The organism is Pseudomonas lactucae (assembly GCF_036688725.1).
Lineage (GTDB): Bacteria > Pseudomonadota > Gammaproteobacteria > Pseudomonadales > Pseudomonadaceae > Aquipseudomonas > Aquipseudomonas lactucae.
In genome coordinates this window covers 79274-93753 of sequence record NZ_JAQQPT010000014.1, presented here as the reverse complement: position 1 = coordinate 93753, position 14480 = coordinate 79274, and the positions used below count along the sequence as shown (strand labels likewise).

12 protein-coding genes are annotated in these 14480 nt (G+C 61.8%); 6 read left to right on the top strand and 6 right to left on the bottom strand.

What is annotated here, in order from left to right:
• Window positions 1–5 precede the first annotated feature (5 nt).
• The 3 genes from V6M90_RS17425 to V6M90_RS17415 are packed head-to-tail and all read left to right on the top strand — an operon-like array spanning window position 6 to window position 2681.
• Window positions 6–920, top strand: a complete 915-nt coding sequence (locus V6M90_RS17425; RefSeq protein ID WP_003175529.1) for a PLP-dependent cysteine synthase family protein — start codon at window positions 6–8, stop codon at window positions 918–920.
• A 37-nt stretch (window positions 921–957) separates the two neighbouring features.
• Window positions 958–1950 carry a serine O-acetyltransferase gene (locus tag V6M90_RS17420; protein ID WP_078734246.1) on the top strand — a complete coding sequence of 331 codons (993 nt, stop codon included), beginning with the start codon at window positions 958–960 and terminating at the stop codon, window positions 1948–1950.
• 2 nt (window positions 1951–1952) lie between these two features.
• Complete coding sequence (locus V6M90_RS17415) at window positions 1953–2681, top strand: alanyl-tRNA editing protein (RefSeq protein ID WP_332846851.1); 729 nt, start codon at window positions 1953–1955, stop codon at window positions 2679–2681.
• Between the two features lie 57 nt (window positions 2682–2738).
• Here V6M90_RS17415 and prpD read toward each other — a convergent pair whose 3' ends face one another.
• The 6 genes from prpD to V6M90_RS17385 all read right to left on the bottom strand — a co-directional run bounded on the left by prpD (window position 2739) and on the right by V6M90_RS17385 (window position 11055).
• The gene (gene prpD / locus V6M90_RS17410; protein WP_141063520.1) at window positions 2739–4223 is read right to left on the bottom strand and encodes a 2-methylcitrate dehydratase; all 1485 of its coding nucleotides are present in this window, start codon (window positions 4221–4223) and stop codon (window positions 2739–2741) included.
• A gap of 135 nt (window positions 4224–4358) precedes the next feature.
• Window positions 4359–5549 (bottom strand): 2-methylaconitate cis-trans isomerase PrpF, encoded by a 1191-nt coding sequence (prpF, locus tag V6M90_RS17405; protein WP_141063519.1) that lies wholly within the window; start codon window positions 5547–5549, stop codon window positions 4359–4361.
• A gap of 11 nt (window positions 5550–5560) precedes the next feature.
• Window positions 5561–8155 carry a Fe/S-dependent 2-methylisocitrate dehydratase AcnD gene (gene acnD, locus V6M90_RS17400; RefSeq protein WP_332846850.1) on the bottom strand — a complete coding sequence of 865 codons (2595 nt, stop codon included), beginning with the start codon at window positions 8153–8155 and terminating at the stop codon, window positions 5561–5563.
• A gap of 127 nt (window positions 8156–8282) precedes the next feature.
• A complete protein-coding gene (gene prpC, locus V6M90_RS17395) occupies window positions 8283–9410 on the bottom strand; it encodes a bifunctional 2-methylcitrate synthase/citrate synthase (RefSeq protein ID WP_003175536.1) in 1128 nt (375 codons plus the stop codon).
• A 39-nt stretch (window positions 9411–9449) separates the two neighbouring features.
• Complete coding sequence (gene prpB / locus V6M90_RS17390; protein ID WP_003175537.1) at window positions 9450–10343, bottom strand: methylisocitrate lyase; 894 nt, start codon at window positions 10341–10343, stop codon at window positions 9450–9452.
• 13 nt (window positions 10344–10356) lie between these two features.
• A complete protein-coding gene (locus V6M90_RS17385) occupies window positions 10357–11055 on the bottom strand; it encodes a GntR family transcriptional regulator (protein ID WP_332846849.1) in 699 nt (232 codons plus the stop codon).
• Between the two features lie 273 nt (window positions 11056–11328).
• Between V6M90_RS17385 and rloA the strand changes: the two genes are divergently transcribed.
• The 3 genes from rloA to V6M90_RS17370 are packed head-to-tail and all read left to right on the top strand — an operon-like array spanning window position 11329 to window position 14386.
• Entirely contained in the window at window positions 11329–11862 is a 534-nt protein-coding gene (gene rloA, locus V6M90_RS17380) for a retropepsin-like aspartic peptidase RloA (RefSeq protein WP_003175539.1), read from the top strand.
• 5 nt (window positions 11863–11867) lie between these two features.
• Complete coding sequence (rloB, locus tag V6M90_RS17375; RefSeq protein WP_003175540.1) at window positions 11868–13400, top strand: osmotic stress tolerance membrane protein RloB; 1533 nt, start codon at window positions 11868–11870, stop codon at window positions 13398–13400.
• A complete protein-coding gene (locus V6M90_RS17370) occupies window positions 13400–14386 on the top strand; it encodes an alpha-L-glutamate ligase-like protein (RefSeq protein WP_003175541.1) in 987 nt (328 codons plus the stop codon). The genes rloB and V6M90_RS17370 overlap by 1 nt, the downstream gene beginning before the upstream one ends.
• The last annotated feature ends 94 nt before the right edge of the window (window positions 14387–14480 follow it).

Here is a 14480-nt window from a genome sequence, read left to right as displayed (position 1 = left end):
GACCGATGTTGCATCACTCAATCCTCGACGTCATCGGCCACACGCCGATCGTACGTCTGGCGCAGTTTTCCGAAGACCTCGGCATCGAGGTCTATGCCAAGCTCGAATCCCTCAACCCCGGCGGCAGCCACAAGGCGCGCATTGCCCTGGGCATGATCCTCGACGCCGAACGCCGGGGCGTGCTGATCCGCGATGCAGGGCAAACCATCATCGAACCCAGCGGCGGCAACACCGGCATTGGCCTGGTCATGGCCGGCAACGTGCTCGGCTACAAGGTGGTGCTGGTGATTCCCGACAACTACAGCCCCGAAAAGCAGAAGCTACTGCGCCTGTACGGCGCCAAGGTGGTGCTGTCGGACAGCCGCCTGGGCAACAATTCCCACGGCGAAAAATGCATGGAGCTGCAGTTGGAAAACCCCAGCTACGTGATGCTCAACCAACAACGCAACGGCGCCAACCCGCAGACCCACCGCGACACCACCGCACCGGAGATCCTGCGCGCCTTCGGCGACCGTCGCGTGGACTACTTCGTCAGCGGCATCGGCACCGGCGGCCATATCACCGGTATCGGCGAAACCCTCAAAGCCGCCTGGCCCGGACTTCGGATAATGGGCGTGGAACCCGAGGAGTGCGACCTGCTGAAAAACCAGCACGCGCCGCACCATATCCAGGGCCTGTCGATCGGCCTGATCCCGAGCATCCTCAACCTCGATGTGATCGACGGCATGCTCAAAGTCTCGCACCAGGACTGCCTCGACATGATCAAACGCATCATGCGCACCGACGCCATCAGCCTGGGCCTGTCCTCCGCCGCCAACATGGTGGCCATCGCCAGGCTCGCCCCGGAACTTGCACCCGAAACAGTGGTGTTGACCATGGTCTACGACAATGCCGACAGCTACCTGCCCCACTTCGAATAACCGGGTTTCTTACCATCCAGATTGCGGGGGTGCCTTCATGGGCGGCTTTATCGACATGCAACAACTGCACGATGAGTTGCTCACCCACCTCATCAAGACCCTTACACCCGTGCAGATGAAACAGCTGGAACCGCACCTGGCGCCGCTGGTCCAGAACGCAGCCCAGGCGGTGGCCGAGGACCTGATCGCCTATGCCTATCGCGACCCGGCGTCCCGTGGGCGGGGTGAGCTGATCCTGGAGTCCTACGCCTCGTTCAAGGCCGTGCTGTATTACCGGCTCGCGCATCTGGTGTGGAATTTCCCCGACCAGACCAACGGCGTGTTCTCGCGCATCGCCCTCAAGCTGAGCAATCAGGGCAAGGTTCTGTCGGGGGCCGAGATTCACCCGGCAGCGCGCATCGGCCGGCGCTTTGTGCTGGACCACGGCTACGGCACGGTGATCGGCGAAACCTGCGAGATCGGCAATGACTGCTACATCCTCTGCGGCGTGACCCTGGGTGCCCGCGGTATCGCCAACAACCCCGACGGCAAGCGTCACCCGCGCCTGGGCAACAATGTCGAAGTCGGTTCCGGCGCCCGGGTGCTGGGTTATGTGCAGATCGGCGACAACGTGTTCATCAGCCCGTCCTGCGTGATCACCCAGGATGTGCCGGCCGGCACCAAGGTCAAGGTGGTCAACCAGATCCAACTGCAAAAAAATGATGAATCGGACCACAGCAAGTACCTCGGCGCCTTTGCCCTTGATGAGCGCCTGCATGTGGTCGGCGAGATCAATGCCAGCCACAAGGTCACCGTGCTGGACGCCGACTTCCATCCCTTGCCGGGGTTAATGCTCGAACCCACGGTCAAGGAACGCCACCACCTGCAATTTCGCCTGCACCGCGTGGCGTCTGGCGAACACCTGCCACGCCTGCCGCTGAACCTTAAAGTCTGCGGCCCCGAATTTGAAATCACCCTGCTCTCTCCCCCTGGTTTGAGTGCAATGGTGCGTCACCTGTTACAAGCCAGCCCACTGATCGTCGGAGGTTGAACATGTCCGTGCATACCATGGAAACCCTGGCGCTGTTCGACAGCGCGCCCTATCAAAACGCCTTCAGCGCACGGGTGATTGCCGTCAGCGAACAGGGTATTGCCCTGGAACACACGCTGTTCTATCCCACGGGCGGCGGACAGCCGGGCGACACCGGCCACTTGACCCTGCCTGACGGTACGCGGCTCGACGTGACCGGAACGGTGCGCGACCCGGTGTTGCGTTCGATCATCTGGCACCAGGTGGAACAGTGTCCCGAGCAGCTGATTGCCGGTGTGCAGGTGGACGCCGGCCTGGATTGGGAACGGCGCTACCAGCACATGAAAATGCACACATGCCTGCACCTGTTGTGCTCGATCATCGATGCACCGGTCACCGGTTGCAGCATCAGCGCCGACAAGGGACGCCTGGATTTCGACCTGCCGGAAATGACCCTCGACAAAGACAGCATCACCCGCGACCTCAACGCGCTGATCGAACAGGCTCACCCGGTAAAAACCCTGTCGATGGCCGCCACGGAGTATTCCACCCTGCTGCAGATCACCCGCACTCAGGCGGTGGCGCCGCCGGTGATCCAGGGTTCGGTACGGGTGATTGAAATTGCCGACATTGATATCCAGCCGTGCGGTGGCACGCATGTGATCAACACCGAGGAAATCGGCCGAGTGTTCTGCGAAAAGATCGAGAAGAAGAGCAAGCACAACCGCAGGGTGATACTGCGATTTGAGTAAATGTGATCATAAATGTGGGAGGGGGCTCCCTCCCACACTTTAGTCCTGCACAGGTTTTTAGATCACGAACAGGTCCATGAAGCGATTCACTGGCGTGGCCTCAAGCCGTGCCTGGTCCTTGCACAACGCAAAAATCTCGGCGCTGCGCTGCGCAGTAAACCGTGTGGCCAGGTTGGCCTTGAACTTGTCTTCCAGCAAAGGAATACCGTCCGCCCGACGACGGCGATGGCCGATCGGGTATTCCACCGCCACTTGCTCGGTGCTGGAGCCGTCCTTGAAGAACACCTGTACCGCATTGGCGATGGAACGTTTATCGGCTTCCAGGTATTCACGGCTGTAGCGCGGCTCTTCGACGATGACCATTTTGTCGCGCAGTTCGTCGATGATCGGGTGCGCGGCGTGGAATTCATCCTCGTATTGCTCGGCCACCAGATTGCCGAACGCCAGGGGCACAGCAGTCATGTACTGCAGGCAGTGGTCGCGGTCGGCGGCATTGGCCAGTGGGCCGACCTTGGAGATGATGCGGATCGCCGACTCATGGGTGGTGATCACGATACGTTCGATTTCGTGCAGGCGATGTTTGACTTGCGGGTGCAAGGTCACTGCCGCTTCACAAGCCGTTTGTGCATGGAACTCGGCGGGGAAGCTGATCTTGAACAGCACGTTTTCCATCACATAGGTGCCATAGGTCTGGGACAGGCTGAACCTGCGCTTGTCTTCGGGCTTGAGGGCCAAATCCTTGTTGGTGTGGCTGAACAGCACGTCATAGAACCCCCACTGCGGCGCACTCAATACACCGGGGATGCCCATCTCGCCACGCAATGCGATATCCGCCAGGCGTACGCCACGGCTGGATGCATCCCCCGCCGCCCAGGATTTGCGCGAACCGGCGTTCGGCGCATGCCGGTAAGTGCGCAGCGCCTGCCCATCGACAAACGCGTGGGACAAGGCCGCAAGCATTTGTTCACGGTCGGCGCCCATCAGCTTGGCGGTGACGGCGGTAGAGGCGACTTTCACCAGCAGCACATGATCGAGGCCGACGCGGTTGAATGAGTTTTCCAGCGCAATCACGCCCTGGATTTCATGGGCCATGATCATTGCTTCCAGCACCGCGCGCACGGTCAGCGGAGTGTCGCCATTGGCTACGCGTTTTTGCGACAGGTGATCCGCCACCGCGAGGATGCCGCCCAGGTTGTCCGACGGGTGCCCCCACTCGGCGGCGAGCCAGGTGTCGTTGTAGTCGAGCCAACGCACGAGGCAGCCAATGTCCCAGGCCGCCTTGACCGGGTCCAACCGAAACGACGTGCCCGGCACCCGCGCGCCAAACGGCACCACAGTGCCTTCGACCAGCGGCCCCAAGTGTTTGGTGCACTCGGGAAAACGCAGGGCCAGCAGGCCGCAGCCGAGGGTGTCCATCAGGCAATTGCGTGCGGTGTCCAGCGCGAGCGGGGAGTCGATTCGGTAGCTGAGGACGTAGTCGGCGATGTCCTGCAGGACCTGGTCGTAGTCGGGACGATTGTTCTGGTCGACGTTGGTGCTCATGGCAGTGCTCCAAAAATGCGGTGGGTTAATCCTCGGGCTCACGGTTACTGAAAGCAGGTCTTGGGTGCCTGCCTTGGAATAGAATTCCAATGTGGGAGGGGGCAAACCCCTTCCCACAGAGATTGGTGTTGGGCTTTAGAAAGAGTCGCCGGGAACGCGCACGAAGCCTTCCATCAACACCCGCGCACTGCGGCTCATGATGGCTTTTTTCACGACCCATTCGCCGTTCACCTGGGTGGCTTCAGCCCCCACGCGCAAGGTGCCGGACGGATGCCCGAAGCGCACCGCATTACGTTCCACGCCGCCGGCCGCGAGGTTGACCAACGTGCCGGAAATCGCCGCCGCCGTGCCAATCGCCACCGCCGCCGTGCCCATCATCGCGTGGTGCAGCTTGCCCATGGACAGCGCGCGCACCAGCAGGTCCACATCACCGGCCTTGATCGCCTTGCCGCTGGAGGCCACGTAATCGGCAGGCTTGGCCACAAACGCGACCTTCGGCGTGTGCTGGCGCTGGGCCGCTTCGTCCAGGTGCTTGATCAAGCCCATGCGCAACGCACCGTGGGCACGCACGGTCTCGAACATCGCCAGGGCCTTGGGGTCGCTGTTGATCGCGCCTTGCAGCTCGGTGCCGGTATAACCCAAGTCTTCGGCGTTGATGAAAATTGTCGGGATACCGGCATTGATCAGTGTGGCCTTGAAGGTGCCGACACCGGGCACTTCCAGGTCGTCGACCAGGTTACCGGTAGGGAACATCGAGCCACCGCCGCCCTCTTCTTCCGCCGCCGGGTCCATGAATTCCAGCTGCACTTCGGCGGCCGGGAAGGTCACGCCATCGAGTTCGAAATCGCCGGTTTCCTGTACCGCGCCATCGGTGATCGGCACGTGGGCGATGATGGTCTTGCCGATATTGGCCTGCCACACCCGCACCACGGCCACGCCGTTGCGGGGCACGCGGGCCGGGTCGACCAGGCCGGCGCTGATGGCGAACGAACCCACCGCCGCCGACAGGTTGCCGCAGTTACCGCTCCAGTCGACAAAGGGCTTGTCGATGGAGACCTGGCCAAACAGGTAGTCCACGTCGTGATCGGCGCGGGTGCTTTTGGCGAGGATCACGGTTTTGCTGGTGCTCGACGTGGCGCCGCCCATGCCGTCGATTTGCTTGTCATAGGGATCGGGGCTACCGATCACCCGCAGCAGCAAGGCATCGCGCGCGGCGCCCGGGACCTGCGCCGACGCGGGCAGGTCCCGGAGGCTGAAGAACACGCCCTTACTGGTGCCGCCACGCATATAAGTGGCGGGGATCTTGATTTGCGCTACATGTGCCATGGTTAACCTCTTCAGGCGGTCGCCGCCGATTCCAGGAAGTCCTGGGCAAAGCGTTGCAACACGCCGCCCGCCTCGTAGATCGACACTTCTTCGGCAGTGTCCAGGCGGCAGGTCACCGGCACCTCGACACGTTCGCCGTTCTTGCGGTTGATCACCAGGGTCAACTGCGCACGCGGGGTGCGTTCGCCGACCACGTCATAGGTTTCACTGCCGTCGATGTGCAAGGTGTGACGGTCGGTGCCCGGCAAGAACTCCAGCGGCAACACGCCCATGCCCACCAGGTTGGTGCGGTGGATGCGCTCGAACCCTTCGGCGGCAATCGCTTCCACACCGGCCAGGCGTACGCCCTTGGCGGCCCAGTCGCGGGACGAACCTTGGCCGTAGTCGGCACCGGCGATGATGATCAGCGGTTGCTTGCGTTCCATGTAGGTCTCGATGGCTTCCCACATGCGCGTAACCTTGCCGTCGGGCTCGATGCGCGCCAGGGAACCCTGCTTGACCTTGCCGTTTTCCTGCACCATTTCGTTGAACAGTTTCGGGTTGGCGAAGGTAGCGCGTTGCGCGGTCAGATGGTCGCCACGGTGGGTCGCGTAGGAGTTGAAGTCGACTTCCGGCAGGCCCATTTTCGCCAGGTATTCGCCGGCGGCACTGTCCAGCATGATCGCGTTGGACGGCGACAGGTGGTCGGTCGTGATGTTGTCCGGCAGCACCGCCAGCGGGCGCATACCCTTGAGCGGGCGCGCACCGGCCAATGCGCCTTCCCAGTAGGGCGGACGGCGGATATAGGTGCTTTGCGGGCGCCAGTCGTACAGCGGCGTGACTTTGGGGCCGGTGTCTTCATGGATCGCGAACATCGGAATGTACACCGCGCGGAATTGCTCGGGCTTGACCGAGGCCTTGACCACTGCGTCGATCTCTTCGTCGCTCGGCCAGATGTCCAGCAGGCGGATTTCTTTGCCATCGGCATCAAGGCCAAGCACGTCCTTTTCGATGTCGAAACGGATGGTGCCGGCAATCGCATACGCCACGACCAGCGGCGGCGACGCCAGGAACGCTTGCTTGGCGTACGGGTGAATCCGCCCGTCGAAGTTGCGGTTGCCCGAGAGCACGGCGGTGGCATACAGGTCGCGGTCGATGATCTCCTGCTGAATCACCGGGTCGAGTGCGCCGGACATGCCGTTGCAGGTGGTGCAGGCGAAGGCCACTACGCCAAAACCGAGCTTTTCCAGCTCATGGCCCAGGCCGGCCTCTTCCAGGTACATGGCCACGGTTTTCGAACCGGGCGCCAGGGATGACTTGACCCACGGTTTGCGCGTCAGCCCCAGCCTGTTGGCGTTGCGCGCCAGCAGGCCGGCGGCGATCACGTTGCGCGGGTTGCTGGTGTTGGTGCAACTGGTGATGGCGGCGATGATCACCGCGCCGTCAGGCATTTGCCCCGGCACGTCGTCCCACGGGCCCGAGATACCTTTGGAGGCCAGATCGCGGGTAGCGACACGGGCATGCGGGTTGCTCGGGCCGGCCATGTTGCGCACTACACTGGACAGGTCGAAGGTCAGGCCGCGCTCGTATTGCGCGCCTTTGAGGTCATCCGCCCACAGCCCGGTGTGACGCGCGTATTGCTCGACCAAAGCGACTTGTTCGTCTTCGCGACCGGTGAGTTTCAGGTAGGCAATGGTTTGCTGGTCGATGTAGAACATCGCCGCCGTGGCGCCGTACTCCGGGGCCATGTTGGAGATGGTGGCACGGTCGCCCAACGTCAGTGCCGAGGCCCCTTCGCCGAAGAACTCGAGCCAGGCACCCACGACTTTCTGCTGACGCAGGAATTCGGTAAGGGCCAGCACCATGTCGGTGGCCGTGATCCCTGGCAGCAATTTACCGGTCAGCTCGACGCCAACGCTTTCCGGCAGGCGCATCCACGAAGCGCGACCCAACATCACACTCTCGGCTTCCAGGCCGCCGACGCCGATGGCGATCACGCCCAGCGCGTCGACATGCGGGGTGTGGCTGTCGGTGCCGACGCAAGTGTCGGGAAACGCCACACCGTCACGCACCTGGATCACCGGAGACATTTTTTCCAGGTTGATCTGGTGCATGATGCCGTTGCCGGGCGGGATCACGTCGACGTTCTTGAAGGCTTTTTTGGTCCACTCGATAAAGTGAAAACGGTCTTCGTTGCGGCGGTCTTCAATGGCGCGGTTCTTCTCGAACGCGTCCGGGTCGGACCCACCGGCTTCGACGGCCAGGGAGTGGTCGACAATCAACTGGGTCGGCACTACCGGGTTGACCTGCGCCGGGTCGCCGCCTTGCAGGGCGATGGCATCGCGCAGGCCGGCGAGGTCGACCAGCGCGGTCTGGCCGAGGATGTCATGGCACACCACACGGGCCGGAAACCACGGGAAATCGAGGTCGCGCTTGCGCTCGATCAGTTGGCTCAAGGACGCATTGAGCGTGGCCGGGTCGCAACGGCGAACCAGGTTCTCGGCAAGCACTCGGGAGGTGTAGGGCAAGGTGGCGTAGGCGCCGGGAGTGATGGCTTCGACGGCCGCGCGGGCGTCGAAGTAATCCAGGCGGCTGCCGGGGAGCGGTTTGCGAAATTCAGTGTTCATCGTCAGGACTCGGTCACGGTGGTTGCAAACGGAGCCGGCTGATCCGGGGCTGGAGTGCGATTCAAAGGTGGGAGGGGGCAAGCCCCTCCCACCTTTGATTCGATTTCCACTTCAGGATCGCCGGTCTTCAGCGACGTTCGATTGGCACGAACTTGCGCTGTTCGACGCCGGTGTACTCGGCGCTTGGACGGATGATGCGGTTGTTGGCACGCTGCTCAAACACATGCGCGGCCCAGCCGGTCAGGCGCGAGCAGACGAAGATCGGTGTGAACAGCTTGGTCGGGATGCCCATGAAGTGGTACGCCGAGGCATGGTAGAAATCGGCGTTGGGGAAGAGTTTTTTCTGTTCCCACATGGTCTTGTCGATGGCTTCGGAGACCGGGAACAGCACCGTGTCACCCACTTCGTCGGCGAGTTTTTTCGACCAGCCCTTGATCACTTCATTGCGCGGGTCGTTGTCTTTGTAGATCGCGTGGCCAAAGCCCATGATCTTGTCTTTGCGCGCCAGCATGCCGAGGGTGCCTTGCACCGCGTCTTCGGCCGAGGAGAAACGCTCGATCATCTCCATCGCCGCTTCGTTGGCGCCGCCGTGCAGCGGGCCGCGCAGGGAGCCGATGGCGGCGGTGACGCAGGAATACAGGTCCGACAGGGTCGAGGCACAGACGCGCGCGGTGAAGGTCGACGCGTTGAATTCGTGTTCGGCGTAGAGAATCAGCGACACGTTCATGACCTTCTCATGCAACTCGCTCGGCTTCTTGCCGTGCAACAGGTGCAGGAAGTGGGCGCCGATGCTGGGCTCGTCGGTCACGCAGTCGATGCGCTTGCCGTCATGGCTGAAGCGGTACCAGTAGCACATGATCGCCGGGAACGCGGCGAGCAGGCGGTCGGTCACGTCGCGCTGCACGCTGAAGTCTTGCTCGGGCTCGATATTGCCCAGGAACGAGCAACCGGTGCGCATCACGTCCATCGGGTGGGCGTCGGCGGGAATGCGTTCCAGCACTTCTTTGAGTGCCTGCGGCAGGTCGCGTAGCTTGCTCAGTTTGTTGCGGTAGTCCGTCAGTTCGGCCTGGGTAGGCAATTCGCCGTACAACAGCAGGTAGGCGACTTCTTCAAACTGCGCGTCGGCGGCCAGTTCGCGTACATCGTAGCCGCGGTAGGTCAGGCCGGCACCCGCCTGGCCCACGGTGGACAGCGCGGTCTGCCCGGCGACCTGGCCACGCAGGCCGGCACCACTCAATACTTTTGCTTCAGCCATGTTCGTTCTCCAATTTTGTAGTTATGGGAGGCGCGTTCGTTACTTTTTCGCGGCGAACAGCGCGTCGAGCTTCTGCTCGAAGGTGTGGTAGTCGATGCGATCGTAAAGCTCCATGCGGGTTTGCATGGTGTCGATCACGTTCTGCTGGGTGCCGTCGCGACGGATCGCGGTGTAGACGTTCTCGGCGGCCTTGTTCATGGCGCGGAAAGCCGAGAGCGGGTACAGCACCAGGGAAACATCGGCAGATTTCAACTGTTCGGTGGTGTACAGCGGGGTCGCACCGAACTCGGTGATATTGGCCAGAATCGGCGCTTTGACCCGGGCGGCGAACAGCTTGTACATCTCAAGCTCAGTGATGGCTTCCGGGAACACCATGTCGGCGCCGGCTTCGATGCAGGCCGCGGCGCGTTCCAGGGCGGACTCCAGGCCTTCGACCGCCAGGGCGTCGGTGCGCGCCATGATCACGAAGCTGTCATCGGTGCGCGCATCCACGGCGGCCTTGATACGGTCGACCATTTCCTGCTGGGACACGATTTCTTTGTTCGGACGATGGCCGCAGCGCTTGGCGCCGACCTGGTCTTCGATGTGGATGGCCGCGGCGCCGAACTTGATCATCGACTTGACGGTGCGCGCCACGTTGAATGCCGAGGAGCCGAAACCGGTGTCCACGTCCACCAGCAGCGGCAGGTCGCATACATCGGTGATGCGGCGCACATCGGTGAGTACGTCGTCGAGGCCGGTGATACCCAGGTCCGGCACGCCCAGGGAGCCGGCCGCCACGCCGCCGCCCGACAGATAAATCGCCTTGAAGCCGGCGCGCTTGGCCAACAGTGCGTGGTTGGCATTGATCGCGCCGACCACCTGCAACGGCTGTTCACTGGCGACCGCGTCACGGAAACGCTGGCCTGGGGTGCTGTTGTTGCTGGAGCTCATGACTCACCTCTATTTATTGGGGAGTGCCGTCCGGGAAGTGACGGGCAATATTGCGTTTGGAAGCGCCGATGTGGCGGCGCATCAACAACTCGGCCAATTCACCGTCGCGATCGGCAATCGCGTCAAGGATGCGGTGATGCTCGGCAAAAGCCTGGCGTGGACGATTCGGGGTCGCGGAGAACTGGATGCGGTACATGCGCACCAACTGGTACAGCTCGCCACAAAGCATTTGGGTCAAGGTGCGGTTGCCGGCGCCTTGAATTATCCGGTAATGAAAATCGAAGTCGCCTTCCTGCTGGTAGTAGCCCAGGCCGGCCTGGAACGCTTCGTCGCGTTCATGGGTGTGCAACACCTGGCGCAACTCTTCGATTTCCGCGTCGGTCATGCGCTCGGCCGCCAGGCGACAGGCCATGCCTTCCAGGGATTCGCGGATTTCATACAGCTCGACCAGTTCGGCATGGCTCAAGGACACCACCCGTGCGCCGACGTGGGGCACGCGTACCAGCAGGCGCTGGCCTTCCAAACGGTGGATGGCCTCGCGCAGCGGCCCGCGGCTGATGCCATAGGTGCGCGCCAGCTCCGGCTCGGAAATCTTGCTGCCGGGGGCGATCTCGCCTTTAACGATGGCGGCCTGGATGCGTCGGAAGACGTTCTCGGACATGGTCTGCGAATCGTCTTGCGTCATCACTGGGTTTTCCAGTTGATCCAGCATATTGTCGACACCTTTAAAAGCAATGAGGCAAAAACTAGCCAATAACGCCCATGCAGTCAAAGAATAAATGCATATTGTCGACAATCGTCTAATAGCGCCCTGGTGTATTCCCACAAGGCATGGCCGCCTGCCAGCGCTGGCGCCAAAAAAGCATCATGTTAGAATGCCCGCCGCTTTTGCCTGACATCACTGGATGAAACGGCGCACGAGGGAGTTTGCGCAGCAATGCCAGTCGCCTTGAATTGAACATCGCACTGCACCGCCTCAGGATTTATGAGACTCAAGCCCTTCCCCCTGTTTTGCCTAGTGTGCCTACCGAGCCTTGGCGTTGCCGCCGAGAAGACCGTGTACGGCCTCAACGAATACGCCCAACTCGCCGGTATCGACCTGGAGGTGGCCGCCAAACTGGACACCGGTGCCAAGACCGCCTCCCTCAGCGCCCGTGACATCAAGCGCTTCAAGCGCAACGGCGAATCCTGGGTGCGCTTCTACCTGGCCATCGACACCGCCCATTCCCACCCCATCGAACGTCCCCTGGCCCGCGTCAGCAAGATCAAGCGTCGCGCCGGCGACTACGACCCCGATGAGGACAAGAATTACACCGCGCGCCCAGTGATTGCCCTGGATATCTGCATGGGTACCGCACTGCGCAGCATCGAAGTGAACTTGACTGACCGCAGCGCTTTCCAATACCCGCTGCTGATCGGCTCCGAAGCGCTGAAACGCTTTGATGCGCTGGTCGATCCCAGTCTTAAATACGCAGCAGGCAAACCCGCCTGCGCCGCCGACGCTCATACCGCCGAGTAAACCGAATGCGCTCTCTTACCCTGCACCTGAAAATCCTGATCGCCATCCTGGTGGTGCTGGGTATTTCGGTCACTGCCTATCAGATTTTCGTGCTGGGTATCCCCGTCACCGAGGACGCCACCGACGACTTGTGGAACATCGATGCCAAGGTCGAGTTCGTCGCCAACCCGAAAGACCCGGTCAAGATCCAGATGTTCGTGCCGCCCTTGAGCCGCGACTTCGTCAGCCTCAACGAAAGTTTTATCTCGAACAACTACGGGGTCAGCGTCAACCGCATCGACGGTAACCGCAAAGTCACCTGGTCGGCGCGCCGCGCCAAGGGTAACCAGACCCTGTATTACCGACTGGTGCTGACCAAGCGTTACAGTGGCGAGAAAGCCAAGATCAAGGGTCCGACCTTCCGCGACAGCATCGCCGTGGAAGGCCCGGAAAAAATCGCAGCCGAAGCCCTGCTGGCGCCGATCCGCCAGCATTCGGCCGACGTCGAGACCTTCATTACCGAAGCGATCAAACGCACCAACAACCTCAATGACGACAATGTGAAGCTGCTGCTGGCGGGCGACCCGTCGACACCGCACAAGGCCAAGATCGTCGAGCTGCTGCTGTCCATCGCCCATGTGCCGGTGGAAAAGGTCCACACCATCCGCCTGGTCGCCGACCAGCCGCAAACCCCGGAACTATGGCTGCGCAGCTTCAATGGCAATGACTGGCTGTATTTCAACCCGGAAACCGGCGAACCGGGCCTGCCCGCCGACCGGCTGCTGTGGTGGACCGGCGATGAAAACCTGATCACCGTCGATGGCGGCAAGAAAGCCATGGTCACCTTCAGCCTGAACAACAGCGAAATGAACGCGATTCGCCTGGCCAAGCTGACCGACGAGAACACCGACGCCAACTTCCTCGAATACTCGCTGTATGGCCTGCCGCTGCAAACCCAGCAAACCTTCATGATCATGGTGATGATCCCGATCGGCGTGCTGGTGATCCTGATCCTGCGCAACCTGATCGGCCTGCAGACCCTGGGCACGTTCACGCCGGTGCTGATAGCCCTGGCGTTTCGCGAAACGCAGTTGGGCTTCGGCATCATGCTGTTTACGGTGATCACTGCGCTCGGGCTGTCCCTGAGGTCGTACCTGGAACACTTGAAACTGCAAATGCTGCCGAGGCTGTCGGTGGTGCTGACGTTCGTGGTGGTGCTGATCGCGGCCATCAGCCTGTTCAGCCACAAACTCGGGCTGGAACGCGGCCTGTCGGTGGCACTGTTCCCGATGGTGATCCTGACCATGACCATCGAACGCCTGTCCATTACCTGGGAAGAGCGCGGCGGTGGCCACGCCATGAAAGTGGCGATCGGCACGCTGTTCGCCGCCTCCCTGGCGCACATCATCATGAGCGTGCCGGAGTTGATCTACTTCGTGTTCACCTTCCCGGCGATCCTGCTGATCCTGGTGGGCTTCATGCTGGCCATGGGGCGTTATCGCGGTTACCGCCTGACCGAGCTGGTGCGTTTCAAGGCCTTCCTCAAGGCTGACTCGTAATGTTCGGCTTCTGGAAGACCTGGAAGGCCCTCGAAGCGCGGGGGATCATGGGCATCAACCGGCGTAACGCCGACTACGTGCTCAAGTACAACAAGCGCAGCCTGTACCCGATCGTGGATGACAAGATCATCACCAAGGAACGGGCGATTGCGGCCGGTATCCACGTGCCGCAAATGTACGGGGTGATCTCCACCGAGAAGGAAATCGACAAGCTCGACGAAATCATCGCCGGGCGCAGCGACTTCGTGATCAAACCGGCCCAGGGCGCTGGCGGCGACGGCATCCTGGTCGTGGCGGACCGCTTTGAAGGGCGCTACCGCACGGTGTCCGGCAAGATCATCAGCCATGAAGAGATCGAGCATCAGATCTCCAGCATCCTCACCGGCCTGTATTCCCTGGGCGGCCACCGTGACCGTGCGTTGATTGAGTACCGTGTGGTGCCCGACCAGATCTTCAAGAGCATCAGCTACGAAGGCGTGCCGGATATCCGCATCATCGTGCTGATGGGCTACCCGGTGATGGCCATGCTGCGCTTGCCCACGCGCCAGTCCGGCGGTAAGGCCAACCTGCACCAGGGTGCGATTGGCGTGGGCGTCGACCTGGCTACCGGCCTGACCCTGCGTGGCACCTGGCTGAACAATATCATCACCAAACACCCCGACACCACCAACGCGGTGGATGGTGTGCAGTTGCCCAACTGGGACGGTTTCATGAAGCTCGCCGCGGGTTGCTACGAGCTGTGCGGGCTGGGCTACATCGGCGTGGACATGGTGCTGGACCAGGAAAAAGGCCCGCTGATCCTGGAACTGAACGCGCGGCCAGGACTGAATATCCAGATCGCCAACGACTGCGGGCTGACCTTGCGCACCCATGCGGTGGAGGCCCGGCTGGAAGAGCTGAAAGCCGCCGGCGTGACCGAAACCGTGGAAGAACGGGTGAAGTTCGTACAGGCAATGTTTGGGCATATTCCGCCCGTCGAGGGCTGATCCGGTCGTCGAACTGTCTATCCCCGACATCCCCTCTAGGAGCAAATCCTACAGGGGACTACAATCGCCTCCCCCCGCCTTGGCTGATCCACCC

What these genes read in the sequence shown, in the direction of transcription:
- V6M90_RS17415 (WP_332846851.1), top strand. Translation starts at nt 1,953, where the DNA reads ATGTCCGTGCATACCATGGAAACCCTGGCGCTGTTCGACAGCGCGCCC.
- prpB (WP_003175537.1), bottom strand. Translation starts at nt 10,343, where the DNA reads ATGAGCTCCAGCAACAACAGCACCCCAGGCCAGCGTTTCCGTGACGCG.
- V6M90_RS17420 (WP_078734246.1), top strand. Translation starts at nt 958, where the DNA reads ATGGGCGGCTTTATCGACATGCAACAACTGCACGATGAGTTGCTCACC.
- V6M90_RS17425 (WP_003175529.1), top strand. Translation starts at nt 6, where the DNA reads ATGTTGCATCACTCAATCCTCGACGTCATCGGCCACACGCCGATCGTA.
- acnD (WP_332846850.1), bottom strand. Translation starts at nt 8,155, where the DNA reads ATGAACACTGAATTTCGCAAACCGCTCCCCGGCAGCCGCCTGGATTAC.
- rloB (WP_003175540.1), top strand. Translation starts at nt 11,868, where the DNA reads ATGCGCTCTCTTACCCTGCACCTGAAAATCCTGATCGCCATCCTGGTG.
- prpF (WP_141063519.1), bottom strand. Translation starts at nt 5,549, where the DNA reads ATGGCACATGTAGCGCAAATCAAGATCCCCGCCACTTATATGCGTGGC.
- prpD (WP_141063520.1), bottom strand. Translation starts at nt 4,223, where the DNA reads ATGAGCACCAACGTCGACCAGAACAATCGTCCCGACTACGACCAGGTC.
- prpC (WP_003175536.1), bottom strand. Translation starts at nt 9,410, where the DNA reads ATGGCTGAAGCAAAAGTATTGAGTGGTGCCGGCCTGCGTGGCCAGGTC.
- V6M90_RS17370 (WP_003175541.1), top strand. Translation starts at nt 13,400, where the DNA reads ATGTTCGGCTTCTGGAAGACCTGGAAGGCCCTCGAAGCGCGGGGGATC.
- rloA (WP_003175539.1), top strand. Translation starts at nt 11,329, where the DNA reads ATGAGACTCAAGCCCTTCCCCCTGTTTTGCCTAGTGTGCCTACCGAGC.
- V6M90_RS17385 (WP_332846849.1), bottom strand. Translation starts at nt 11,055, where the DNA reads ATGCTGGATCAACTGGAAAACCCAGTGATGACGCAAGACGATTCGCAG.